19 protein-coding genes and 1 pseudogene are annotated in these 23,697 nt (G+C 45.9%); 6 read left to right on the forward strand and 14 right to left on the reverse strand.

All coding sequences use genetic code 11. From position 1 onward, the window contains the following. Positions 1-26: 26 nt before the first annotated feature. Positions 27-914 carry a DMT family transporter gene (locus DXE44_RS05080; RefSeq protein WP_114653146.1) on the reverse strand — a complete coding sequence of 296 codons (888 nt, stop codon included), beginning with the start codon at positions 912-914 and terminating at the stop codon, positions 27-29. Positions 915-1,120: 206 nt separating this feature from the next. Between DXE44_RS05080 and DXE44_RS05085 the strand changes: the two genes are divergently transcribed. Then, positions 1,121-1,666, forward strand: coding sequence for a phasin family protein (locus DXE44_RS05085; protein WP_114654357.1), 546 nt, complete (start codon positions 1,121-1,123; stop codon positions 1,664-1,666). Positions 1,667-1,764: 98 nt separating this feature from the next. Here the strand turns inward: DXE44_RS05085 and lpdA are convergent, their stop codons facing one another. From lpdA to aceE, 3 genes are read right to left on the reverse strand one after another with little or no spacing between them, the layout of a single operon-like run. Continuing rightward, positions 1,765-3,555 carry a dihydrolipoyl dehydrogenase gene (lpdA, locus tag DXE44_RS05090; protein ID WP_114653148.1) on the reverse strand — a complete coding sequence of 597 codons (1,791 nt, stop codon included), beginning with the start codon at positions 3,553-3,555 and terminating at the stop codon, positions 1,765-1,767. A 9-nt stretch (positions 3,556-3,564) separates the two neighbouring features. Further along, the gene (aceF, locus tag DXE44_RS05095) at positions 3,565-4,875 is read right to left on the reverse strand and encodes a dihydrolipoyllysine-residue acetyltransferase (protein ID WP_114653150.1); all 1,311 of its coding nucleotides are present in this window, start codon (positions 4,873-4,875) and stop codon (positions 3,565-3,567) included. Positions 4,876-4,890: 15 nt separating this feature from the next. Further along, entirely contained in the window at positions 4,891-7,587 is a 2,697-nt protein-coding gene (gene aceE, locus DXE44_RS05100) for a pyruvate dehydrogenase (acetyl-transferring), homodimeric type (RefSeq protein ID WP_114653152.1), read from the reverse strand. 320 nt (positions 7,588-7,907) lie between these two features. On the opposite strand from aceE, the gene DXE44_RS11000 reads away from it, so the two are divergent. From DXE44_RS11000 to DXE44_RS05120, 5 genes are read left to right on the forward strand one after another with little or no spacing between them, the layout of a single operon-like run. Further along, positions 7,908-8,984 carry a PAS domain S-box protein gene (locus DXE44_RS11000; protein ID WP_269460695.1) on the forward strand — a complete coding sequence of 359 codons (1,077 nt, stop codon included), beginning with the start codon at positions 7,908-7,910 and terminating at the stop codon, positions 8,982-8,984. After that, on the forward strand, positions 8,947-10,305 hold the full coding sequence (locus DXE44_RS11005) for a PAS domain-containing sensor histidine kinase (RefSeq protein WP_197712845.1): 1,359 nt from the start codon (positions 8,947-8,949) through the stop codon (positions 10,303-10,305). The genes DXE44_RS11000 and DXE44_RS11005 overlap by 38 nt, the downstream gene beginning before the upstream one ends. A gap of 35 nt (positions 10,306-10,340) precedes the next feature. Next, positions 10,341-10,988 carry a response regulator transcription factor gene (locus DXE44_RS05110; RefSeq protein WP_114653154.1) on the forward strand — a complete coding sequence of 216 codons (648 nt, stop codon included), beginning with the start codon at positions 10,341-10,343 and terminating at the stop codon, positions 10,986-10,988. Positions 10,989-10,994: 6 nt separating this feature from the next. Next, on the forward strand, positions 10,995-11,849 hold the full coding sequence (gene folD, locus DXE44_RS05115; RefSeq protein ID WP_114653156.1) for a bifunctional methylenetetrahydrofolate dehydrogenase/methenyltetrahydrofolate cyclohydrolase FolD: 855 nt from the start codon (positions 10,995-10,997) through the stop codon (positions 11,847-11,849). A gap of 53 nt (positions 11,850-11,902) precedes the next feature. Continuing rightward, positions 11,903-14,032 carry a M3 family metallopeptidase gene (locus DXE44_RS05120; RefSeq protein ID WP_114653159.1) on the forward strand — a complete coding sequence of 710 codons (2,130 nt, stop codon included), beginning with the start codon at positions 11,903-11,905 and terminating at the stop codon, positions 14,030-14,032. Between the two features lie 10 nt (positions 14,033-14,042). On the opposite strand, the gene xth is transcribed toward DXE44_RS05120, so the two are convergent. The 10 genes and pseudogenes from xth to DXE44_RS05165 form a co-directional block, all read right to left on the reverse strand. Then, entirely contained in the window at positions 14,043-14,888 is an 846-nt protein-coding gene (gene xth / locus DXE44_RS05125) for an exodeoxyribonuclease III (RefSeq protein ID WP_114653161.1), read from the reverse strand. Beyond that, the gene (gene ntrC / locus DXE44_RS05130; RefSeq protein WP_114653163.1) at positions 14,881-16,332 is read right to left on the reverse strand and encodes a nitrogen regulation protein NR(I); all 1,452 of its coding nucleotides are present in this window, start codon (positions 16,330-16,332) and stop codon (positions 14,881-14,883) included. Before ntrC ends, xth begins: the two co-directional genes overlap by 8 nt. Beyond that, entirely contained in the window at positions 16,329-17,465 is a 1,137-nt protein-coding gene (glnL, locus tag DXE44_RS05135) for a nitrogen regulation protein NR(II) (RefSeq protein ID WP_114653165.1), read from the reverse strand. Before glnL ends, ntrC begins: the two co-directional genes overlap by 4 nt. An 11-nt stretch (positions 17,466-17,476) precedes the next feature. Next, positions 17,477-18,892 carry a type I glutamate--ammonia ligase gene (glnA, locus tag DXE44_RS05140; RefSeq protein WP_114653167.1) on the reverse strand — a complete coding sequence of 472 codons (1,416 nt, stop codon included), beginning with the start codon at positions 18,890-18,892 and terminating at the stop codon, positions 17,477-17,479. Between the two features lie 197 nt (positions 18,893-19,089). Next, positions 19,090-19,953, reverse strand: a pseudogene (locus DXE44_RS05145) (competence/damage-inducible protein A). Beyond that, positions 19,946-20,350, reverse strand: coding sequence for an EI24 domain-containing protein (locus DXE44_RS10635; protein WP_331851834.1), 405 nt, complete (start codon positions 20,348-20,350; stop codon positions 19,946-19,948). Before DXE44_RS10635 ends, DXE44_RS05145 begins: the two are co-directional and overlap by 8 nt. After that, a complete protein-coding gene (locus DXE44_RS11185) occupies positions 20,235-20,807 on the reverse strand; it encodes an EI24 domain-containing protein (protein ID WP_331851835.1) in 573 nt (190 codons plus the stop codon). The genes DXE44_RS10635 and DXE44_RS11185 overlap by 116 nt, the downstream gene beginning before the upstream one ends. A gap of 42 nt (positions 20,808-20,849) precedes the next feature. After that, a complete protein-coding gene (locus tag DXE44_RS05155; protein WP_114653169.1) occupies positions 20,850-21,827 on the reverse strand; it encodes a sterol desaturase family protein in 978 nt (325 codons plus the stop codon). Positions 21,828-21,842: 15 nt separating this feature from the next. Further along, a complete protein-coding gene (locus DXE44_RS05160; RefSeq protein WP_231970581.1) occupies positions 21,843-22,583 on the reverse strand; it encodes a polysaccharide deacetylase family protein in 741 nt (246 codons plus the stop codon). A 39-nt stretch (positions 22,584-22,622) separates the two neighbouring features. Then, the gene (locus tag DXE44_RS05165) at positions 22,623-23,651 is read right to left on the reverse strand and encodes a YVTN family beta-propeller repeat protein (protein WP_114654358.1); all 1,029 of its coding nucleotides are present in this window, start codon (positions 23,649-23,651) and stop codon (positions 22,623-22,625) included. Between the last annotated feature and the right edge of the window lie 46 nt (positions 23,652-23,697).

Here is a 23,697-nt window from a genome sequence, read left to right on the forward strand (position 1 = left end):
ATAGAAAATACTCTTCTGGAGCACCTTTATTCCGCAATTGTGGCAACAGCCTTTGCTTGTCCTCGATTCACCAATATGACACCAGTCATAGTCAATATAAGACCCCCCGCCATCATTAGCGTGAAAGGCTCGTCAAATAAAAACCAGGCCATCACTGCAGTAGTTGGTGGCGTTAAGTACAGCAAGCTCGTTACCTTGGTTGCCGCCCCTTTACGAATCATCATGAATAGAAGGCTGATTGATCCGATTGATAAAGGAAAGATTGCCCATAGCAAAGCACCGATAACCGAAGCATTCCACACCATGACTCCAGACTCAAAGTAATACATGCAGATAAGGCAAAGAACTGCGGATACACCAAATTGAATGAATGACCCAGCGCGTAGATCAAAAACTGGGCAGAACTTCTTCTGATAGAGGGTGCCGAATGTTATGGAAAGTAATGCAGCAAAGGCAAGAACGTAGCTCAATAACGGGATTTGAGTAAAGCCAATTTTTTCAAGCACTACGAGAGCCACCCCAGCAAAACCAAAACACAATCCAACCCACTGACGTCCAGTGACCTTTTCAGAAATCCAAGCTGCAAACCATGCAGTGATGATCGGCTGGAGGCCAACAATAATCGCAACCAAACCTGCAGCCATTCCCAAGCGTACTGCAAACCAAACACCCAAGAGGTAGCCAAACTGTAGTAATACCCCGGCTACGGCAATGTGCTTTATTTGAGGCCAGCTTGGCCAACTAATTCTCCAGACCAAACTAAGGCATGCCATAGCCATTAAGACGCCTATGAAACGCCAAAACAGGAATGTGGCAGGCTCTACATAAGGCATCGCTAGACGTGCAATCACAAACCCCGTACTCCAGATCACTACAAATAGCGGTGCTATTAGGCCATCTAACTTCAAACTCATGTTTAACTTATTGAAAATATAGGAATTTTTATTCGATTAATGATTTTAGGCTTATTTAGAAATCATTACGTTTATAAGGCGGCCAGCCCCCTTTTGAATATTGCACCGCATCATTATTACTATAAAATAAGAACTAAATGAATTGACAATACCGAGATAAAGCTCATAGTGAACAGATGGATCAAGCCCACAGGAAAGGGATCGAAATGAACTTAACGCCAGAACAAATTGCAGCAGCACAAAAAGCCAATTTAGAGACTTTGAGTGGACTGACTAGTCAAACACTTCAAAGCATCGAAAAATTAGTTGAGCTCAATATGCATATTGCCAGACAAAGCCTAGGCGACAGCATGAGTAGCGCGAAAAGAGCATTAGAAGTGAAAGACATTCAACAACTCCTTGCTCATCAAGCTGAGGCAGTCCAACCAATGGCTGAAAAGATCATGGCCTATAGCCGCCATTTATATGAATTAGCACATGAAACTCAAGCAAACTTTACGAAGTCTGCCGAGAAAGAGTTTCAGGCAGGGCAAATAAAAATTAACGCATTGGTTGAAGACTGGACTAAGAATTCACCAGCGGGATCCGAAGCTGCTGTTGTCGCTATGAAACAAGCTATTGCTTCAGCTACTAATGTGTTTGAAACCAGTCAAAAAGCAGTCAAACATGCAGTTGAAATTGCGCAAACCAATCTGAACAACGCTAACAGCTCTGTTGAGAAGACAATCAAAAGGGCTAGCAAGAAAAAGTGATTCTGCCCTGTCTTTGTATTTCCCTCTTGCCAAAGCATGAAAAAAAGCCTCAATCACGGGGCTTTTTTCTTAACCAGCAATAAATCAAAGAAAGCGTTTTAGTGCACCTTCTTTTTCACTGGCGGCAAATCAGTACAGTGACCATGAGCAGCCTCTGCAGCTAGGCCAACCGACTCACCTAAGGTTGGGTGAGGATGAATGGTTTTGCCAATATCAACAGCATCAGCGCCCATCTCAATCGCAAGGCACACTTCACCAATTAAATCTCCAGCATGAGTGCCAACAATTCCTCCGCCAATGATGCGTTTGCTCGTAGCATCAAAGATTAGCTTTGTAAAACCTTCATCACATCCATTCGCAATCGCCCTGCCACTGGCAGCCCATGGGAATAAGCCCTTCTCATAAGCGATTCCTTGAGCTTTACATTGCTCTTCAGTCAAGCCGGCCCAAGCCACTTCTGGATCGGTATAGGCAACCGATGGAATTTGCTTAGCATCGAAATAAGACTTTTCACCAGCCGCTACTTCGGCAGCAACATGACCTTCATGCACAGCTTTATGCGCAAGCATGGGTTGGCCAACAATGTCACCAATAGCAAAAATATTATTCACATTCGTGCGCATTTGATTGTCGACCAGAATAAAGCCACGCTCATCAACGATGACGCCTGCAGCCGATGCATCAATCTTTTTACCGTTAGGTGTGCGGCCCACTGCAACCAGCACTAAGTCGTAGGTCTGGGGCTCAGCGGGAGCACTCTCACCTTCAAAGCTTACCTGAATACCATCGGCCTTAACTTCAGCTTTAGATGCACGAGTCTTGAGCATGATCTTTTCAAAACGGCCGGCGTTAAATTTCTCCCAAACCTTTTCTAAATCACGATCAGCTCCGGCCATCAGACCATCCATCATTTCAGCAATATCAATACGGGAGCCTAGGGTACTGTAGACCGTAGCCATTTCTAAACCAATAATGCCGCCGCCGATGACTAGCATGCGCTTTGGAATGCTCTTGAGTAATAAGGCCCCAGTACTATCGACAATGCGCGGATCGTCTGGCAAAAACGGGAGTTTTACCGGCTGACTTCCGGCTGCAATGATTGCCTTCTGAAAGCGCACTACTTCTTTTTGGCCGGCCAGATCCTGGCCACCACCTTTCGTTAACTCTACTTCAACGTGATTCGCATCTAAGAAGCGTCCTAATCCGCGCACCACAGTCACTTTGCGCGCTTTAGCCATGCCAGCCAATCCGCCAGTTAACTTGGCAATCACAGAATCTTTGTAGCCACGGAGTTGATCTACTTCGATTTTTGGGGCGCCATAGCTAATACCATGCTTAGACATCGTCTTGACTTCATCCATCACTGCAGTCGTATGGAGCAAGGCTTTTGATGGAATACAGCCTACGTTCAAGCAAACGCCGCCTAAAGTCGCATAGCGCTCCACCAAAATAGTACTCATATCCAAATCAGCGCTTCGGAATGCAGCGCTATAGCCGCCAGGGCCCGCACCTAATACGAGCACTTCACACTCGTGGTCGACCTTGCCGCTATATTGGCCGGCGATAGGAGCAGCAGTCACTGGCGCTGCTACTGGGGCTGGTGCCGGAGTTGGACTAGCTGAGGGTGAAGAAGCCTGAGGCGCAGATGCTGCCCCCACTTCAATCTCAGCAATCGCACTACCCTTGCTAACCTTATCGCCAGCCTTGACAGCAATACTCAGAATGGTGCCAGCAGCATCAGCCGGGACTTCCATAGTAGCCTTGTCAGACTCCAGCACAAGTAATGGCTGTTCTTTTTCAATGACATCGCCCACTTTGATGAGCACTTCAATTACTGGTACGTCTGAGTAATCGCCAATATCTGGCACGAGAATAATTTGCTTAGCCATATCTTCTCCTTATAGCGCTGCACGACGGAAGTCGGACATTAACTGAGCGATATAGACATTGAAACGAGTTGCCAAAGCGCCATCAATCACGCGATGATCTGCGCTTAAGGACAATGGGCAAATTAAGCGCGATACAAATTGCTTACCATCCCACACTGGTTTCATAGCAGCTTTACTTACCCCCAAAATTGCCACCTCAGGTGCGTTCACGATCGGTGAGAAATACGTACCACCAATTCCACCTAAAGAAGAGATCGTAAAACTAGCGCCCTGCATTTGCTCTGGCTTGAGTTTTCCGTCTCGGGCTAGAGCAGCTAACTCTGAAGTTTCGCGAGTGAGCTCAAAGATACCTTTTTTATCTGCATCACGAATCACTGGGACTACCAAGCCATTTGGAGTATCTGCAGCAAAGGCAATGTTGAAGTATTTCTTCAACACCAAGTCATCGCCATCAATAGAGCTATTGAATTCAGGGAACTTCTTGAGTGCAGCAACAGCAGCCTTCATTAAGAAAGCCAACATCGTGATTTTGAGACCTTGCTTTTCATTCTCTTTATTTGTGAGAACTCTGAATGCCTCTAAATCAGTGATATCCGCATCCTCGTGATAAGTCACAGCAGGAATCATGACCCAATTACGACCCAAGTTCGCAGCAGTCAATCTCTTAATACGATTTAATGGCTGACGCTCTGTCTCACCAAACTTAGAAAAATCAACTTTAGGCCAAGGAATTAAATTCAGGCCACCTAAGCTGCCACCAGATGCATTTGATGAACTTGTAGCTCTGCCACTCATGGCGGCCTTAACAAATGCCTGGACATCTTCCTGAGTAATCCTGCCTTTTGGACCAGATCCTTTTACTTGATGAACAGTGACACCAAGTTCACGAGCAAACTTACGCACGGAAGGGCTAGCGTGACTTGCAGTGGGATCAACTTCAACTGGGGTATTGATAACAGGTGGTGGTGCAGGTGCACGCACAATCGGTGGCTCTACTTTTGGAGTCGAGGCAGCAATAGGTTCAAGTTTTGCTGCCACTGGGGCTGCAGTAGCTTGAGTCGGTGCAGGAGCTGTGGCACCACTTTCTTCAAGCACCAGAACAATGGCACCTTCTGAAATAGAGTCACCCACTTTAACCTTGACCTCTTTCACCACACCAGAATGTGATGATGGAACATCCATGGTTGCCTTATCGGATTCTAAGACAACAATAGACTGCTCTTTCTCAACACGATCACCGGCTTTCACCAATACCTCGATGACAGGCACATCTTTGTAATCCCCAATATCCGGGACTTTAATATCAATTAGTTGGCTCATAGTATCTGTCTCTAATCAAACCATCATTGGGTTTGGTTTGGTGGTATCGATTTCATACTTCTTAATTGCTTCTGCTAGCTTTTGACGATCAAGCTGACCAGCATCCACTAAAGAACGTAACGCGGTTAATACAACCCAGCGACGATCTACTTCAAAGAAGTCGCGCAACTTTTCTCGTGTGTCTGAACGACCAAAGCCATCAGTACCCAAAACTTCGAAGCGACGACCCATATGCTGAATTGCTGGGCGAATTTGTTCCGCAAATAAACGCACATAGTCAGTAGCTGCAATAATTGGGCCAACCGTATCCTTTAGGTATTTCTCTACGTGAGACAAAGAAGGTGCCACAGTTGGGTTTAATAGATTGTTGCGATGTACTGCATTCCAATCACGACCTAACTCGGTAAAGCTTGGGCAACCCCACAGATCAGATGCGACACCCCAATCTTTGTGCAAGATCTCAGCGGCTTCAATCACTTCACGGAAAATCGTGCCTGAACCCAAAAGCTGAACGCGCAATTTAGCATTGGCATCACCAACGGAATTGAGCTTGTACATGCCTTTAATGATGTCTTGCTCCGCACCCTTTGGCATAGATGGATGAGCGTAGTTCTCATTCATCAAAGTGATGTAGTAGTAAACATCTTCTTGTTCAGCTAACATGCGACGCATGCCGTCTTGAATCACCACGGCAACTTCAAATGCAAATGAAGGGTCATAGCTAATGCAGTTTGGAATAGCCGCACTCCATACTTGGCTGTGGCCATCCTCATGCTGAAGGCCTTCACCGTTCAGAGTGGTTCTACCGGCAGTACCGCCCAATAAGAAACCGCGGCTACGCATATCACCTGCAGCCCAGCAAAGATCACCAATACGTTGGAATCCAAACATGGAATAGAAGATGTAGAAAGGCAACATCGGGACGCTATGGGTTGAGTATGAAGTTGCAGCGGCGATCCAGTCGCACATACCGCCCGCTTCATTAATACCCTCTTGCAAAATCTGACCAGTCTTGTCTTCTTTATAGAACATCAGTTGATCATGATCTTCTGGAGTGTAGAGCTGGCCTAACTGATTCCAAATACCGAGCTGGCGGAACATGCCTTCCATACCAAAGGTACGTGACTCGTCAGGAACAATCGGAACCACCCTCTTACCTATAACCTTGTCACGCACAATCGTATTGAGAATACGCACAAAAGTCATAGTGGTAGATATCTCACGGCCTTCAGTGGTAGCTTCAAGCAAGGGTGCAAATACCTCAAGCGCAGGGACTGCCAAACTCTCAGCCTTCATGCGACGCTGCGGCAAGTAACCGCCCAACTCTTTTCGGCGTGCCTTCATATATTCAAGCTCAGGGCTGCCATCAGCGAACTTCACCAAAGGCATTTCATCCAATTGCTCATCTTTTATAGGAATCTCAAAACGATCACGGAAGCGACGTACATCATCCGCATTCATCTTCTTGGCTTGGTGAGCAATATTCATCGCTTCACCTGATCCACCCATACCGTAACCTTTAATGGTGTGGGCCAAGATAACTGTTGGTTGATCTTTATGATTTACAGCTGAATGAAACGCTGCAAATACTTTATGGGGATCATGACCGCCACGATTGAGTTGCCAAATTTCGTCATCACTCCAATCACTAACCAGAGACTTTAATTCAGGAGTATTGAATACGATCTCACGAACATAGGCACCATTCTTGGCCTTCATGGTTTGGTACTCACCATCCACGATTTCACCAAGACGTTGCATCAAGATGCCTTTTTTATCGCGCGCGAATAAAGCATCCCAATGGCCACCCCAAACAACTTTAATCACATTCCAACCAGCGCCACGGAATTCGCCTTCAAGCTCTTGAATAATCTTGCCGTTACCACGCACAGGACCATCAAGACGTTGCAAGTTGCAATTCACAACAAAAATCAGGTTATCTAATTTTTCCCGGCCGGCCATGCCGATTGCACCGAGTGATTCTGGCTCATCAGTTTCACCGTCACCGAGGAAGGCCCAAACTTTGCGCCCTTCTGCTTTAATAAATCCACGATCCTGCATGTAGCGCATAAATCGCGCCTGATAAATAGCCATGATGGGACCAAGACCCATGGATACAGTTGGGAACTGCCAGAAATTAGGCATCAACCAAGGATGCGGATAACTAGAGATACCCTTACCGCCCACTTCTTGACGGAAGTTATTTAATTGCTCATCAGATAATCGGCCCAGCATATAAGCGCGCGCATAAACACCTGGAGCTGAATGGCCTTGAACAAAAATCAGATCGCCACCATGCTCTGGAGATGGCGCATGCCAAAAATGATTAAAGCCAACGTCATATAAAGTAGCGGCCGACTGGAAGGATGAAATATGGCCGCCAACGTTGGTGTCTTTGTTTGCACGAAGAACCATGGCCATCGCATTCCAGCGAGTGTATGAACGAATCCGATGCTCCACATTTTGATCGCCAGGTAAGCGCGCTTGCTGCTCTACTGGAATCGTATTGATGTAGGGAGTTTCAGTATGGAATGCTTGATTCACTCCATTGACTCGAGCATGAGAAATTTGCTGATCAATGAGATAGGCCGCACGTTCTGGGCCTTCATTACGAATGACGCCATCTAAGGCCTGCAACCACTCTTGAGTTTCACCTGGATCCGCATCTTGCTTTCCTGCGCTACCCAAAATTTGATCTGGAACTGCTGCCATAAACTGCCTCCATTAGTCACATCGGTCTGATTTATTCACTCTATAGGCAATATTCTAGGAAGGTCTATGGGTGTAAACAAGCAATTTTCCACATAATGATAATATTTTTCACTATGTGGTATTTTGTTGCAACGCAATCCAAAAAAGCAGAACCGCCCTAATGCATTAGAAAGGGGTGCTAGTAAGGCAAAATAGCCTCATTACATGAAAAAATCGCATTTTCAATATGGCAACTCAAGCCTGTGAGATGGATCCGTCGAATACGGGGATTTAAGCTTGTCTACACGCCTTTAATTGCGATTGTGCTGTTTACCGTGGTGATGGGCGTCATCATGGGCACACTTCAGCTCCAGGAAAAAAGTCAACAAGAAGCGGCGCTATTTAGTGAGCTCTCTTTTGCAAAGCAACGAATTCAATTGCGTTTTGCAAACAATACCGATGTATTGCAATCCATTGGGCGGGATTATGTCAGCGCTGGAGATTCCATAAAGTTAAAAGATAACGTACTTCTTCAGGCAGAAAATCTTCTGCAAAACAATCATGAGATTACGAAAATTGTCTGGATTAATGAAACATACCATAGTGAGTGGAAGGTGCCACCACACAATTTAAAAACCGATTGGTTTAATAAAGTAAACAATGCGAACGTCATAAATAAGATGCTACAGAGAACGCTTGAGCTTAGCGCCGCCACTAATAGGCCGGCGTTTAGCAACTTCATCTCACTTGAAGTTCCAAGCAACGAAGTCATCTCCAAAGAAATTCGCAATGTGTTTTGGCAAACAGTGCCTCTACTTTCTGGTAACGAAATTAAAGACATGGTTGCCACCCTGTATACAACCCAGGGGATACTAGAAATGATCCCCGGGGAACTCAAAGCTCAATATCGATTCACCCTCATTACAGATGATGACCAGGTCTTAGCAATCTCATCTGATAAAAATACGCCGAAACGAGCGTTTAGCAATCAAACCAGCTTAGATATTGGCGTCCTAAGCCCAAATCTCAGCCTCAGAATCGATACCTACCCTCCAGAAACCAATTTAACGTTCAGGATGTTGATTGGCGTTGTTCTGGGTTTAAGTGCATTCGTGATCTGGAGTTTATGGTCTGTTTTAAGGCAGATGCAAGTTCGGCAAGAAGTAGAAGCAAATCTTCGGGCTGAGACTAATTTTCTTAGGGCGATGGAAAACTCCACGCCAGTTGGAATTCGCGCACATGATATGAATCGGGCGATCACCTATGTCAACCCTGCTTTTTGCGAGATGACTGGCTGGTCCGCGGAAGAGCTGATAGGACTTAGCCCCCCTTTTTTTTGCGTTTTGGCCCGAGGATCAAAAGGAGGAGCTCACCAAAAAAATGAATCAGACTCTCAAGATGACCCTCAATCAAGATAAGAAGATTGGGATTGAGGGCTCAATCTTCCATCGTAATGGCTCAGTGATCCAGACCCGAACATTCATTGCTCCACTGATTGATGAAAAGGGCAAACAAACTGGTTGGATCACTTCATTAATTGATATTTCTGAGCCAAAGAAAATTCGTGAGGAATTAGCTGCTTCACAGGAGCGATTCATTACTGTTTTAGAAGGTTTAGATGCATCTGTTTCAGTGGTCTCCAATGAAACAGGTGAATTATTATTTGCAAATCGCTTCTATCGCGAACGTTTTGGTAGCTCTGCTAAAGGTCATTGTGATTTAGCCGGTGGCGATATTAAGCAAAACGTATCCCATGCCCCTATTGAAGCCAGTGCGGCCACTTCCTTGCATCAAGAAACAGAGTCAGAAGAAATTCAATTGCTCGATGCAACAACAGGAACCTCAAAATGGTATGAAGTCCGCAGACGTTTTGTGCCCTGGGTTGATGGGCAGTTAGCACAACTATTGATTGCTACAGATATCACGATTCGTATTGAAGCAGAGGATTTAGCGCGCCAACAAGAAGAGCGTATGCAATTTTCTAGCCGCTTAACTACTATGGGTGAAATGGCATCTTCACTAGCACATGAGTTAAATCAACCGCTTGCTGCAATCCCTAACTACTGTATGGGTGTAGCCAAACGCTTGCAAGGACAACTCGAGCCCGCTCTGCAAAAAGATATTCTTCCCGCACTAGAAAAAGCTTCGAATCAAGCGCATAGAGCCGGAACTATCATTCAGCGGATTAAAGGCTTTGTGAAGCGTAGCGAACCGCAACGAAAATCTTGCGACATCAGTGAAATTATTAATGATGCGGTTGGCTTAGTTGAGATCGAAGCACATCGACACCGCATGAACATTACCACTCAAATTGCTGAAAATCTCCCACCCGTGGATGTAGATCCGGTTTTAATTTTGCAGGTCCTAGTGAACCTTCTTAAGAATTCCCTGGATAGTATGAGAGAGGTCTACCCCCTCACATCACGCTGGTCTGCCCCTCCAGTCAATATTTCGGCCGACCTAGATACCAGTACTTTTCCCGCAATGCTACGCATCCAAGTGACCGATACAGGCGCCGGAATCGCTGAATCCGTTATTGAACGGATGTTTGAGCCCTTTTTTAGCACTAAAAACGATGGAATGGGCATGGGTCTGAATATTTGCCGATCTGTGATCGAGTCCCATCAGGGTCGACTTTGGGCAAAAAATCAGATGGATACAGAACATACAAAGCTGTCGGGCTGCACCTTTACAATACTATTACCCCTAGAGTCTACGGACTCAATGGCAAATAGTTAATTTATGTATTTTGAGATTTATCTGTGAGAACTAATATGAATATCAGTGCTACTACCAAACCCAATCAAGCTGAAGTGGTTTATGTTGTAGATGACGACGAGGCGGTTCGCGACTCCCTCACCTGGTTACTAGAAAGTAATGGGTATGTTGTTCGCTGCCATGCAAGCGCTGAACGATTCTTACAATCTCTTCAAAGCACTGATAAGTCTACGATCTCTTGCGCAATCTTAGATGTTCGAATGTCAGGCATGTCAGGCCTTGAATTACAAGAGCGTTTAATTAGCGAAAATCTACCAATGCCCGTTGCATTTATCACTGGTCATGGTGATGTCTCGATGGCAGTTTCAACAATGAAACGTGGCGCAGTTGATTTTATTGAAAAACCTTTCAAAGAAAATGATCTCTGCAGCTTGGTCGATCGCATGCTTGCAAAGGAGCGTATTGATTATTCTCAAGCAAGTCAACGGAAAATTACTCAGAGTCTCTTAAGCAAGCTGACTGGTCGTGAGCGCCAAGTGCTCGAACGTATTGTGGCCGGCCGCTTGAATAAACAGATTGCAGATGATCTGAGTATTTCCATCAAAACCGTTGAGGCACACCGCGCTAACATTATGGAAAAGCTCAATGTGAATACCGTTGCAGATTTACTCCGCTTAGCACTCTCAGATTCACAACCTAATTAATTTCCTATGCCTGCACAGCTTCTCGACGGCGTTGCCTTATCTAAAAAACTACGTACTGAAATTGCTGTCCGTGGCGCAATCGTCACTGCCAAAGGCGTTAGACCAGGCCTAGCAGTAATTGTTGTTGGAGAAAATCCAGCGAGCCAGGTTTATGTCCGCAATAAAGTAAAGGCTTGCGAAGATGTTGGATTCCATTCGGTGCTCGAGCGATATTCAGCTGAGTTAGGTGAAGAGGAATTGCTGGCTCGAATTGCCACCCTGAATGCTGACCCATCTATTCACGGTATCTTGGTTCAACTTCCCCTTCCAGAACACATTGCAGCAGAACGCGTTCTAGAAGCAATTGCCCCAGAAAAAGATGTGGATGGCTTTCATGTAGCGAATGCTGGCGCCTTAATGGTGGGCCAGCCCGAATTTAAGCCCTGTACGCCCTATGGCTGCATGAAGATCCTCGAGAGTATTGAATACCCTATCCGTGGTGCACGCGCAGTGATTGTGGGCGCCTCAAATATCGTTGGGAAACCAATGGCGATGCTCTTGCTACAAGCCGGTGCAACTGTCACCATTTGCAATAGCAAGACTCGTGACTTGGCGCACCACACTAAGGATGCCGACATCTTGGTAGTTGCCACCGGAAAACCCAAAATGATTACCGGCGATATAGTCAAAAATGGTGCCGTTGTGATTGATGTTGGCATCAATCGCATGCCTGATGGCAAGCTTTGTGGTGACGTTGATTTTGATGCCGCCCAGTATGTTGCCGGCTGGATCACACCTGTGCCTGGTGGCGTAGGCCCCATGACGATCACCATGCTCCTCATGAATACCTTAGAGGCGGCAGAAAAGGCAGCAAAACGCTAGGGAATTGACTGGGACTTTTAGCAAAATTGCCCGCAGTCCATTAAGCTAGAGGGATGACTGCATCTACCCCTCTACATTCTGCTGACCTACAACAGAATCCACTCATTTCATTCGGCCGAGGTATTTGCGACTACTCTCAGGTCAAGTCTTCTGACATTAAACCCGCGATAGATTTTCTACTGGCACAGGCGGAAAAAGCAGTGGCTCAAGCAGTCGACCCAAAGACACCAGCAAGCTGGAATGACTTAGTTGAGCCTCTCGAAGATGCCACCGAATCTCTCAGCAGATCTTGGAGGGTGATTTCACACCTCAATAGCGTTGTAGATACGCCAGAACTGAGAGCAGCTTATGGTGAAATGATCCCCAAGGTTACTGCGTTCTTCTCAAGCCTAGGTCAAAACTTAGCGCTTTACCAAAGATTCAAAGAGCTTAGTCAAAGTACTAGCTATGCCAATCTGAGTGCTTCACAGAAAAAAGTGATTGAAAATTCTTTAAGGGATTTTCGTCTTGGCGGAGCAGAACTCAGTGATGGTGATAAGCCACGTTTTTCCCAAATTCAGGATGAGCAAGTTTTGCTAGGAAAAGCATTTTCAGACCACGTATTAGATGCGACTGATAGCTTTGTCCATCTCGTTACAGACAAGTCTGAGTTGGCAGGATTGCCTGAAGACGCCATTGCCGCAGCTGCAGATACAGCACAGCAAAAAGGTTTGCAAGGTTGGGCTTTTACCCTCCACTTCCCCTCTTACTACCCAGTCATGCAGTATTCTGAGAATCGCCCACTACGTCGCTTAATGTATGAAGCTTACGTCACGCAAGCCTCGGAATTGGCTCCCCAGTACTCACAAGGAAAGCTGGATTGGGATAACACTACAAATATGCTGAAGCAACTCAAGTTACGTGATGAAGAGGCGCGCATGCTAGGGTTTGAGAACTATGCCGCTCTAAGCTTAGCTCCCAAAATGGCTAGCAGTGTCAGCGAGGTAGATGCCTTCCTCACTACCTTTGCACAAAAAGCGAAACCATTTGCACTGAAAGATTGGAAAGAGCTTTCTGACTTCGCCAAAACTGAATTGAATATTAGCAATGGATTAGAGCCATGGGATATTGCCTTTGCCTCTGAAAGACTAAAACAAGAGCGCTACTCTTTCTCCGAGAATGAACTCAAGCAATATTTCCCGCTACCCAAAGTGCTAGATGGACTCTTCCAAGTCATCCAGACTTTGTTTGGCGTGAAAATTGAGAGTGCCAATCTGCCAGCATGGCATGCGGATGTCCAATCCTTCTCAGTTAAGAATGCTGAAGACAGGGTTGTAGCCTACTTCTATTTAGACCCATATGCTCGCCCTGGTAAGCGCGGTGGGGCCTGGATGGATGATGCGCGTGGTCGCAGAGAATTGCCTAATGGTGAGATTCAAGTACCGGTAGCGTATTTGGTTTGTAATTTTGCACCGCCAGTAAAAGTAGATGGCGTACTGCGTCAACCCACCATTACTCATGATGATGCCATCACCCTATTCCATGAGAGTGGTCATGGCCTGCATCACCTCTTAACCCAGGTAAGCGCTTTAGGTGTATCAGGCATCAATGGCGTGGAATGGGACGCGGTCGAATTACCTAGCCAGTTCATGGAAAACTTCTGCTGGGAGTGGGAAGTCTTAGAAAAAATGACTGCACATGCAGAGACTGGAAAACCTCTCCCCCGAGAGCTTTATGAAAAAATTCTAGCGGCCAAGAATTTCCAAAATGGCTATATGACATTGCGTCAAGTGGTGATGTCTCTGACTGACTGGCGTCTGCATGCTAATTTTGATGTTGAAAATGCAAAAGGACAGGCGGTGCTGGAGCTATCTAAAAGCATTGCAGATGAATTCAATGTTATTCCACAACCAGCCATCTCCCGATGGATCAATACTTTTAGCCATATCTTTGCAGGAGGTTACGCAGCAGGCTATTACAGCTATAAATGGGCTGAAGTACTTTCTGCGGATGTGTACTCTGCCTTTGAAGAAGCAGCAAAACTCACTGGCAGTGTTCTGGATGAAAAAACGGGGGCTCGTTATCGCCAAGAGATCTTAGAGGTAGGCGGCAGTCGTCCGGCAGCTGAGTCATTCAAGGCATTTAGAGGCAGAGAACCAAGTATTGATGCCTTACTTCGTCACGGCGGCCTAGTAACTCAATAAAGTCAAATCTCTAGACTGAAATCTTTGCAATGACGGGGGCGTGATCCGAAGGCTGCTCCCAAGTACGGGGCTCTTTATCGATAATGCTTTCTGTGCATTTATCTTTAAGGGCCTCGCTTAATAGAATGTGATCAATCCGCATTCCAGCATTTCTTCTGAAGCCCATCATACGGTAATCCCACCAGCTAAAGGATTTAGGCGCCTGTTCAAACATCCGATAAGAATCGGTAAGCCCTAGATTTAAAAGCTGTTGAAACGCCTCTCTCTCAGGTGGAGAGACGAGGTTTTGACCAATCCACTTAGCGGGATCATGCACATCATCATCCGTAGGTGCGATATTGAAATCGCCCAAAAGTGCTAAGCGACTATTCTGACCCAACTCATCGCTTAACCAATTTTCTAAAGCTTTAAGCCAAGCTAATTTGTAGACAAACTTATCACTATCGGGCGATTGTCCATTAGGGAAATAAGCTGACACCAGGCGAATGGGTTGCATCCCTTTAAAACAAACTGTAGCAGCCAAAATACGTTGCTGTTCATCCGTGCTGCCAGGGATATTTCTAATTGGCTTTAAAAAAGTTGTTTCATGATTGCTGGCAATCGGGGCCAATGCAGCTTTGCGAACAATAATAGCCACACCGTTATAGGTCTTCTGACCAGCAGCAATGCTGAGGTAGCCCGCATCTTCGAATTCCTTGTGCGGATACTTATCATCAGTGAGCTTGAGTTCTTGAAGACAAAGAGCATCAATCGGCTTCTTAGCCTTCTCTTGGTCCTGCAGCCACTTGAGTACATGAGGTAAACGTACCTTCAGTGAATTAACATTCCACGCAGCTATTCTTACTGACTCAGCCATCAATACCAAGCTCCTGCAATTTACGAGTAATCGTATTGCGACCAATTCCAAGACGCTGCGCAGCCTCAACCCGTCTTCCGCGGGTTACTTCAAGAGTTGCCTGCAACACTGCCTTTTCAAATTTTGAGCATAGTACGTCATACACTTCCGCATCGCCATCCTGAAGCATTTTGGCAGCCAGGCGACCCAAACCACTCTCCCAATCTATGGCAGCACCCCGCAGCACTACTTGGGCCGAAGGATTAGATTCACCCTGCAATAAGATGGGCTGCTCACCCGCTTCAGCCAAAATATCAGCAGGCAAATCACTGACACCAATGACATTGGACGGCGTCATTACTGTTAGCCAATGGCAAAGATTTTCTAGTTGGCGGACATTGCCAGGAAATGGCATAACGCTAATATCCTTTAATACTTCATCAGAGAGCTTTTTAGCTTCGACACCCAGAGATTTAGCGCATGACAACATAAAATGTCGCGCCAGCACTGGAATATCTTCGGCGCGCTCACGTAAGGCTGGCATCCGCAAGCGAATCACATTCAAGCGATGCAATAAATCTTCGCGGAAAGCACCAGCAGCAACTCGGGCTTCTAGCTTTTGGTGGGTTGAAGCAATGATTCGAACATTGGCCTTAATGGGGTCTTGCCCACCAACTCGATAGAAATGACCATCGGTTAAAGCGCGCAATAGGCGAGTTTGAAGATCAAACGGAATGTCGCCAATCTCATCTAAAAATAAAGTGCCACCATCAGCCTGTTCAAAGCGGCCACGGCGCAAAGTCAAAGCACCGGGGAAGGCGCCACGCTCATGACCAAACAGTTCGGACTCTAATAAATCCTTAGGTACTTCAGCCGTGCTAAAGGCAATAAATGGACCCTTAGCACGAGGACTATGCTTGTGCAACGCTTGCGCGACCAACTCTTTGCCAGTACCAGATTCACCAGTAATTAAGACTGTGGAATGGGACTGAGCAAGACGGCCTATCGCTCTAAAAACTTCTTGCATGGCTGGCGCTTGACCAATAATCTCAGTGGAATCCTGTCTCCAACCATTCATCTCTTTATTGCCTGAAAGATTGCGCTCGCTTTGCTCCATTGCACGACGAATCAACTCTACAGCCTTATCGATATCAAATGGCTTAGTAAAGTATTCAAATGCGCCACCCTGAAATGATGAGACTGCTGAATCCAAATCTGAGTATGCAGTCATGATGATGACTGGGAGCATTGGATGACTTTCTTTTACATTTTGTAAAAGATCTAAACCATTGCCACGCGGCATCCGAATATCAGAAATTAATACTTGAGGAACTTCTTTCTCCAAGGCATCGAGCACATCATTCGGATTAGAAAAGCTCTTGTGAGGAATGTTCTCGCGAGTCAATGCCTTTTCTAGCACCCAACGAATAGATTGGTCATCATCTACGATCCAAACGGGTTTCATAATGCTTTCTCCTGCCTACGATAAGGAATTTGAATATGGAAGTCAGTCCGTCCAGGACGACTGTCACAGGCAATAAAGCCTTGGTGTTGCTGTACAAAAGTTTGTGCGAGAGTGAGGCCAAGACCGCTGCCACCATCCCTGCCAGAAACTAATGGAAAGAAAATGCGCTCACAGATATCCTCTGGAATACCTGGGCCGTTATCAATCACATGCAAGTCCATGGCCATTTTGTAGCGTTGCTTGGAGATGGTGACCGAACGAGCTACCCTTGTCTTCAATTCAATTTGGGCAATGCCTTGCTGTATTTCTTCTGAAAGTGCTTGAGCAGCGTTATGAGCAATATTGAGTACGGCCTGAATGAGTTGCTCGCGATCACCCAGAACTTCCGGAAGGCTGGTGTCGTAGTTACGAATAATCCGCAATCCTTTCGGAAACTCAGCTAAAACTAGGCTACGAACTCTTTCCAATGCCTCATGGACATTAAATGATTCCATAGCGTGCGCCTTACGATGTGGCGCGAGCAATCTATCAACTAAGTTTTGAAGTCGATCCGACTCTTTAATAATGACCTGAGTATATTCACGCAAGCCCTTCTCTGGAAGCTCAAACTCTAGTAATTGCGCGGCACCTCTAATGCCGCCCAAAGGATTTTTAATCTCATGCGCTAAGTTACGCATTAACTGTTTATTTGCCTCTACCTGCTGCGTGACACGCTCATCACGCTCACTGCGTAGCTGCTGATCAATTAGAAACCATTCCATCATGATCAGAGTCGGATCTTCAAGACTCGCTACGACTACGTGTGCAGGAATTGACTCCTGATGAATGCTACCTGGCAAAGAATGCAATACCATTTCTTGGCGTTGAGCAGATACATGCCCCGCTTTGACCTCTTCGATCATGCGCTTAATGGAAGCATTATCCCCAAAGAGGTTGTGCACAGACCGGCCCTCAAGCGATTTTCGTGACAGATCCAGCGCAGACTCTGCGGCAGGATTCACATAAACCAATTGTTGGTTCTCAGCCTCAAATACCACGATGGCATTGGGCATCTGATCAAGCAATGTCGGAAAAAAAGGAGCAGCCGAAGCTGCCCCTTTGAACGAATTGCGCAACAGACCTGCGCTCAACATTTCTCCCTCGCTTACAGGGAGTAGTACATATCGAATTCGATTGGATGAGTAGTCATACGGAAACGTGTGACATCTTCCATCTTCAAAGCGATATATGCGTCGATCATAGAGTCTGTAAAGACACCGCCACGAGTCAAGAACTCACGGTCTTTGTTCAAGGCTTCCAATGCTTCTTCCAAGCTTGCACAAACGGTTGGGATCTTTGCATCTTCTTCTGGTGGCAAGTCATACAAGTTCTTGTCAGCAGCTTCACCTGGATGAATCTTGTTCTGAATACCATCTAAACCTGCCATCATCAATGCTGAGAAGCAGAGGTATGGGTTAGCCAATGGATCAGGGAAGCGAGTCTCAATACGACGACCTTTAGGGCTTGAAACGTGCGGAATACGAATCGAAGCAGAACGGTTACGTGCGGAGTAAGCCAACTTCACTGGGGCCTCAAAACCTGGAACCAAACGCTTGTATGAGTTTGTACCTGGGTTGGTAATCGCATTCAATGCTTTAGCGTGCTTAATGATACCGCCGATGTAGAACAATGCGAACTCTGACAAACCTGCATAGCCGTTACCAGCAAACAAGTTCTCGCCGTTCTTCCAAATAGATTGGTGAACGTGCATGCCAGAACCGTTGTCGCCAACGATAGGCTTAGGCATAAATGTGGCTGTCTTGCCATAAGCATGGGCTACGTTTTGAACGACATACTTCTGCCAGATAGTCCAGTCAGCACGCTCAACCAATGTGCTGAACTTGGCACCCAATTCGTTTTGGCCTTGACCAGCAACTTCATGGTGATGAACTTCGACAGGAATGCCTAAAGATTCGAGGATCAAACACATTTCAGAACGCATGTCCTGGAATGTATCTACTGGAGCAACTGGAAAGTAGCCGCCTTTTTTACCTGGACGGTGACCAGTGTTGCCACCTTCGATTTCAGCAGCCGAAGACCATGGAGCCTCTTCAGAATCTATCTTAACGAAACAACCCTGCATGTCAGCACCCCAACGGACGCCATCAAAAATAAAGAATTCTGGCTCTGGACCAAAGTAAGCTGTGTCGCCTAGGCCAGTGCTTTTCAAATAAGACTCAGCACGCTTTGCAATCGAACGTGGGTCACGATCGTAACCTTTGCCATCTGAAGGCTCGATCACATCACATGTGATCACCAATGTTGGCTCTTCATAAAATGGGTCGATATAGCAAGCTGTTGGATCTGGCATTAACAACATGTCAGAAGCTTCAATACCTTTCCAACCAGCAATAGATGAACCGTCAAATGCATGACCGCTCTCAAATTTGTCTTCGTCAAATGCAGAAATAGGTACTGTAGTGTGTTGCTCTTTGCCCTTTGTATCTACAAAGCGGAAATCAACAAAAGTACACTCTTTCTCTTTAACTAACTTCATCACATCAGCGACGGTCTTCGTCATGCAAATCTCCTCTATTAACTAAATTCGGAATACAAACTTAAGGTATAAATCCTTGTTCATTCCAGGCATCAAACATGCCCTTGGGATGTATCTAATTTACTGAAGCAAACAAATGGGAATGATCATTATTGCACTAATTAAGTGCTCAAATACGTCTTAAAACCTGAAAAAATAGTGTATTTGCACTAAATTAGTGCTTACTCAGGTATTGCAATATCGTGAATCGCATAACCCAAGGCCTGAGTGCCAGCTCGCAAAGCAATCCAAGCACTTTCCAGCAGGCTTGCATTGCCTTTGATACCTAATTCGATATGGCGCTCAGCGTAAACGCCACCCCTGGAGGGATCGCCAACAGATGGAAGGCTAAAGAACCTTTACCCCAGGAAATGAAGCCTCAATACGCTCCATTAAAGGGGTGAGGGTCGACTCGATGCCCTTGGGAACGATAAAGCTTTGCTCAGCCCAGTTCTCACGATGAAAGAGGTTTTGATAATAAGTGTCGAGACACCAGGCCATCATTGGGGCTGCCATCACCGGAAAGCCAGGAACGAAGTAGTGCTCTCGAATAGAAAAGCCTGGAATCTGGTTATAGGGATTCGGAATAATGTCACTGCCCAGGGGAAACTCCCCCATCTTGAATCGATGTTGATTCTCAGGCGTATTGAGATCCGCCTTAATAGGATCACCCTCTGCCATTGACTGAATGCGACCCGCAATTAATTCCTGCGCCGTTGGATGCAACTCGGTTTTAGTTCCGAGGGCCAAAGCAGCACACTGCCTAGTATGGTCGTCAGGAGTGGCACCAATACCACCGGTACTAAAAACGACATCGCCACGGCAAAGCTATCTTTTAAGGTGGCTGTGATCTGCTCGGGATCATCCGCGACATATTTGGCCCAAGACAGACTCAAGCCACGCTCATTCAGCAACTCAATGAGTTTGCTGAGGTGCTTAGCTTGACGACGACCTGACAAAATTTCATCGCCGATCACAATCAAACCAAAGCGGCGTGACTTAGTCTCAGGCAAATCAATGCCGACCTGTTTTGATGCTTCAACCATGGTATGGGAGTTCCATATCAATTACACGCGTCTCAATATTTAAAGTCTTCTCCACCTCAGACCTACGCAGCTCTTTTAATGCATCGAGCAAATAATGGGTAAACCACAGCGCAGCAAATACAAAAATTAAAGAGTAAATCCAAAGAGCAACAAAACTCACAATTGGAAATAAGACTAGAGCTAATGCCGAGGTTGCCCAAAAGAAAGTGGGCACAGCACCGAGCATGCCTGAAACAATACCCATAGCTAAAAGTGACCAGCGATGCTGATGCAAGAGCATGTCACGCTCCTCTGCTGTGACATGTTGCGCCAACACATCGTAAGACATCAGGCGCATCGTCAGCCAGCCCCATATCAAAGGTGGCAAGACTGCAACTAGGGGTGGAATCCACCACACCGGTAAAGTCAACATCACCAATGCAAGGCAGATTAAAGCAGACCAAATCGTGTAAACAAGGCTTCCAAAATAAACCCCCGCCGCGCTTTCTCTCGATGTCTTTATAGGCATGCTGACGAGTCACTACCTTGACTATGGTGGGGACGGTTGTAAAGGCGATGAATACCAATAGACTGATTGCAATCAAAGGAATCAACAGCATCACGAAAAATAATGGCGCAATCCAAGCGCGCGCATTTTCAAAGCCAGCCCAAATCAAGCTGTCCTGAATCCAACTCGTAAAGATAGAGGTTGTCAAAAAGATGTTGAGCATCTCGAGGGCCGAAGTCCAAGTCAGCCAAATTAAGCTACCCCATAAAATCGAAACGATCAAAAATGGGCGCAGACTTAACCACAGCATTCTGGGATGCATTGTTCCTACCAAAGCCAAGCCAAAAGACTTGAATACTTGCTGCATGCTATCCATAGATTTCCATTATTAAAAAATGAACCGCTGGTTTTACTTTATCTTCGGGAAAATTTCTCGAACTGAGTGGACAAGACCCTGCCACTGCTGCTGAAATACATTGGGAGAAATAGCTAAACCCCTAACGCCAGTGGGATGAACTTCCTTCGGAAAAATAGCAGTGTTGAACATCATGTCCCACCACGGGAACAAAACACCAAAATTGCAGCCACCTAAAACACCGGGCATACCTTTAGCTTCGTGACCATAGCCTACGGCGTGATGCATGCGGTGATACATCGGAGAAACCAAAAGATACTTAAAAGCGCCAAGATGAATCTTCAGATTAGCATGCTGCCAGCTCTGAATAAATTGACTCAAGACCACTAGCAAAATAAATTGGCTTGGGGATACACCAAACAGCAAAGCAAAGAAGGAAAACACCACTGCATGCAAGATGCTATCGAGTATGTGATTGCGATCATCAGACCAAGCAGTCATGACGGTTTGGCTATGGTGCAAAGCGTGCAATTGCCACCACCAGTTAAATGTATGTGAAGCGCGGTGATACAAGTACTCAACAAAATCTAATAAGACGAAGTAGATGAAAAAACTTACTAGTGGGATGGATGTTACTGGCGGCCACCATGATTCAACATTCAATCTACTAAAACGGAAATCATGGAGCACTGAATCGATTTGAAAGAAAAATCCCGATAAAGCGAGAAAAATCAATCCGTGAAAAATACCGAGCCGATAAAACAGGGTGTAAAAAATATCTGCTTTGGAGTTCTTGGCGAAACGCTCCTGAACCTCCGCCGGCGCAAATCTTTCCCAGGTACGCAAAATGATGGCAATTAGCAAGATCTGAATACAACCGAACAAGAACCAATCGATTCCATCAAATACATTCTCTGCCATCGACATGAGATCGAATTGATACAGAATGGGTCCAGCTACATTAGCAAACAAGAATTCTTGAGTGCTAGCATAGGCGGAAGAAATGGCGGCTATTAAAGGATTGGAATCCATATAGTCAATTGTGACTTATTTATCTTGTTTTGGCAGAGTTGCAAAACAAAATCCTCGGCCCTTTAAATTGATAATCAACTGCTCTAAAACTGCTGGAGCCCAAGGGTCCTTGCGCGACCAAATCCCTAAATGGGCCATGGTGATATCGCCGTCTTGGAGTTGACTGCTCGCTTTATCTAGGAGCATCTTATTGGTGTGAGTCTGCGAACTGAGCTCATCCCCCAGAAATCCCGCAGGATCCCAGCCAATGTGTTGGAAACCGCACTGTGATCCCATCCGAATTGATCGAGGCGAAGTTTTTCCTCCGGGGGCACGCCAGATTTTTTGAATATGGCTACCAGTAAGCTCTTTAAAGCGATCATCGACCCTTCTAATTTCTCGGCAATAGCTCGCTTCGTTATACAAACTCATCACGCCCGCCTTTGGGCCAAACTGTGGCTTTGCAAAGATCTCCCCACTGGGCCCATCTTTGACAAAGTACAAATGGTCATAGGTATGGCTGCCAAAGTGATGGCCTTCTCGTAAGCGGTCCTGCCAAAAGGACTTCCATGAATCATCGAGGGAAAAATCGCCGCGGTTAGTTTTTTCGTTTGCCAGAAAAAAAGTCGCTTTGATTTTTTGACGATTCAATACATCTGCAACAGTCTGAGCAACAGACATGTTGCCAGTATCAAATGTTAGATAAATCGTTTTCTTACATTGCGTCTCTTGAGAAAATCCAAACGAAGAGAATGTCGCTAAAAAAAATAGCGCCATTAGCCGAACCAGAGTGCTATGCAAATACATCTAAGCTAGTTACTCCCAGCCAGCACGTGGTGCAAAGAAAACACCATGCGGAGATTTTCCAACTGGGATTACGGTCATGAGCTTCATGGATGGGATATCAATCACCCCAACCTTTTTAGAGAAACGGAGAGTAACCCACATAGTTTTTCCGTCGGGCGTGATTTCCATATCATCAGGGCCCGCAGGTAAGCCAGTGATATCTCCAGTCTTTTCCAAGGTCTGCATATTAATCATGCTGATAGTGGAGGCAATACGATTACTCACAAAAACATGTTTTTTATCACCTAATGGACGGAAATTATGAGCGCCCTTGCCAGTAAAGATGCGCTTCACTTCTTTGCGATTCTTCCAATCAATGACTTGGACGTTATCTTCACCCGTAACACCCACTAGAAGATATTGGTCACCAGGCGTCATCCAAACACCAGCAGGCACTTTACCCGTAGTCATTTTCCAAATGACAGTCTGCGTATCTAAATCGATTGCGGCCAATTCATCGGAATCTTGCAGGGTGATAAAGGCGATCTTGCTATCAGCCGTAAATGCCACGTGACTTGGTGTCTTGCCTAGCTTAATTGACTTAGCCAACTTTAAATCTGCGCCCTGAGCGTGATAGACATCCACCCTATCGAGACGGTTGCCGTTCGCAACAAACCACTTATGGTTTGGTGAATAGCCAATTTGGTATGGATCAATGATTTCGGGGATTCTGCCAGTCAACTCACCAGTGGTGGGATTCATCAGCACCACATCATTACCTGCAGCATTGGCAATCAGCAAGATCTTTTGATCAGGGGTCATCATCAGGTGATGAGGCTCCTTACCAACAGGAACCGTCTTAATCACTTTGCGACTTGGCATATCAATCAAACTCACTGTTGCCTCGCCTGAGTTCAAAATAACCGCCAACTTGGGCTCTACCTTGGGATCCATAGGAACCGAAGTTTGGGCGCAAGTGGAAGCAACAAACCCAAAAAGGGCTAGTACCGTGACGGCTGAAATAGTGCCAACTTTGGCTTTACTAATATAAGTATGCATAGCTGACATTGTAAGCAATTGACACACCAATGCAGCACGCCTAATT

Origin of the sequence: Polynucleobacter necessarius (assembly GCF_900095175.1) — a bacterium.
Lineage (GTDB): Bacteria > Pseudomonadota > Gammaproteobacteria > Burkholderiales > Burkholderiaceae > Polynucleobacter > Polynucleobacter necessarius_I.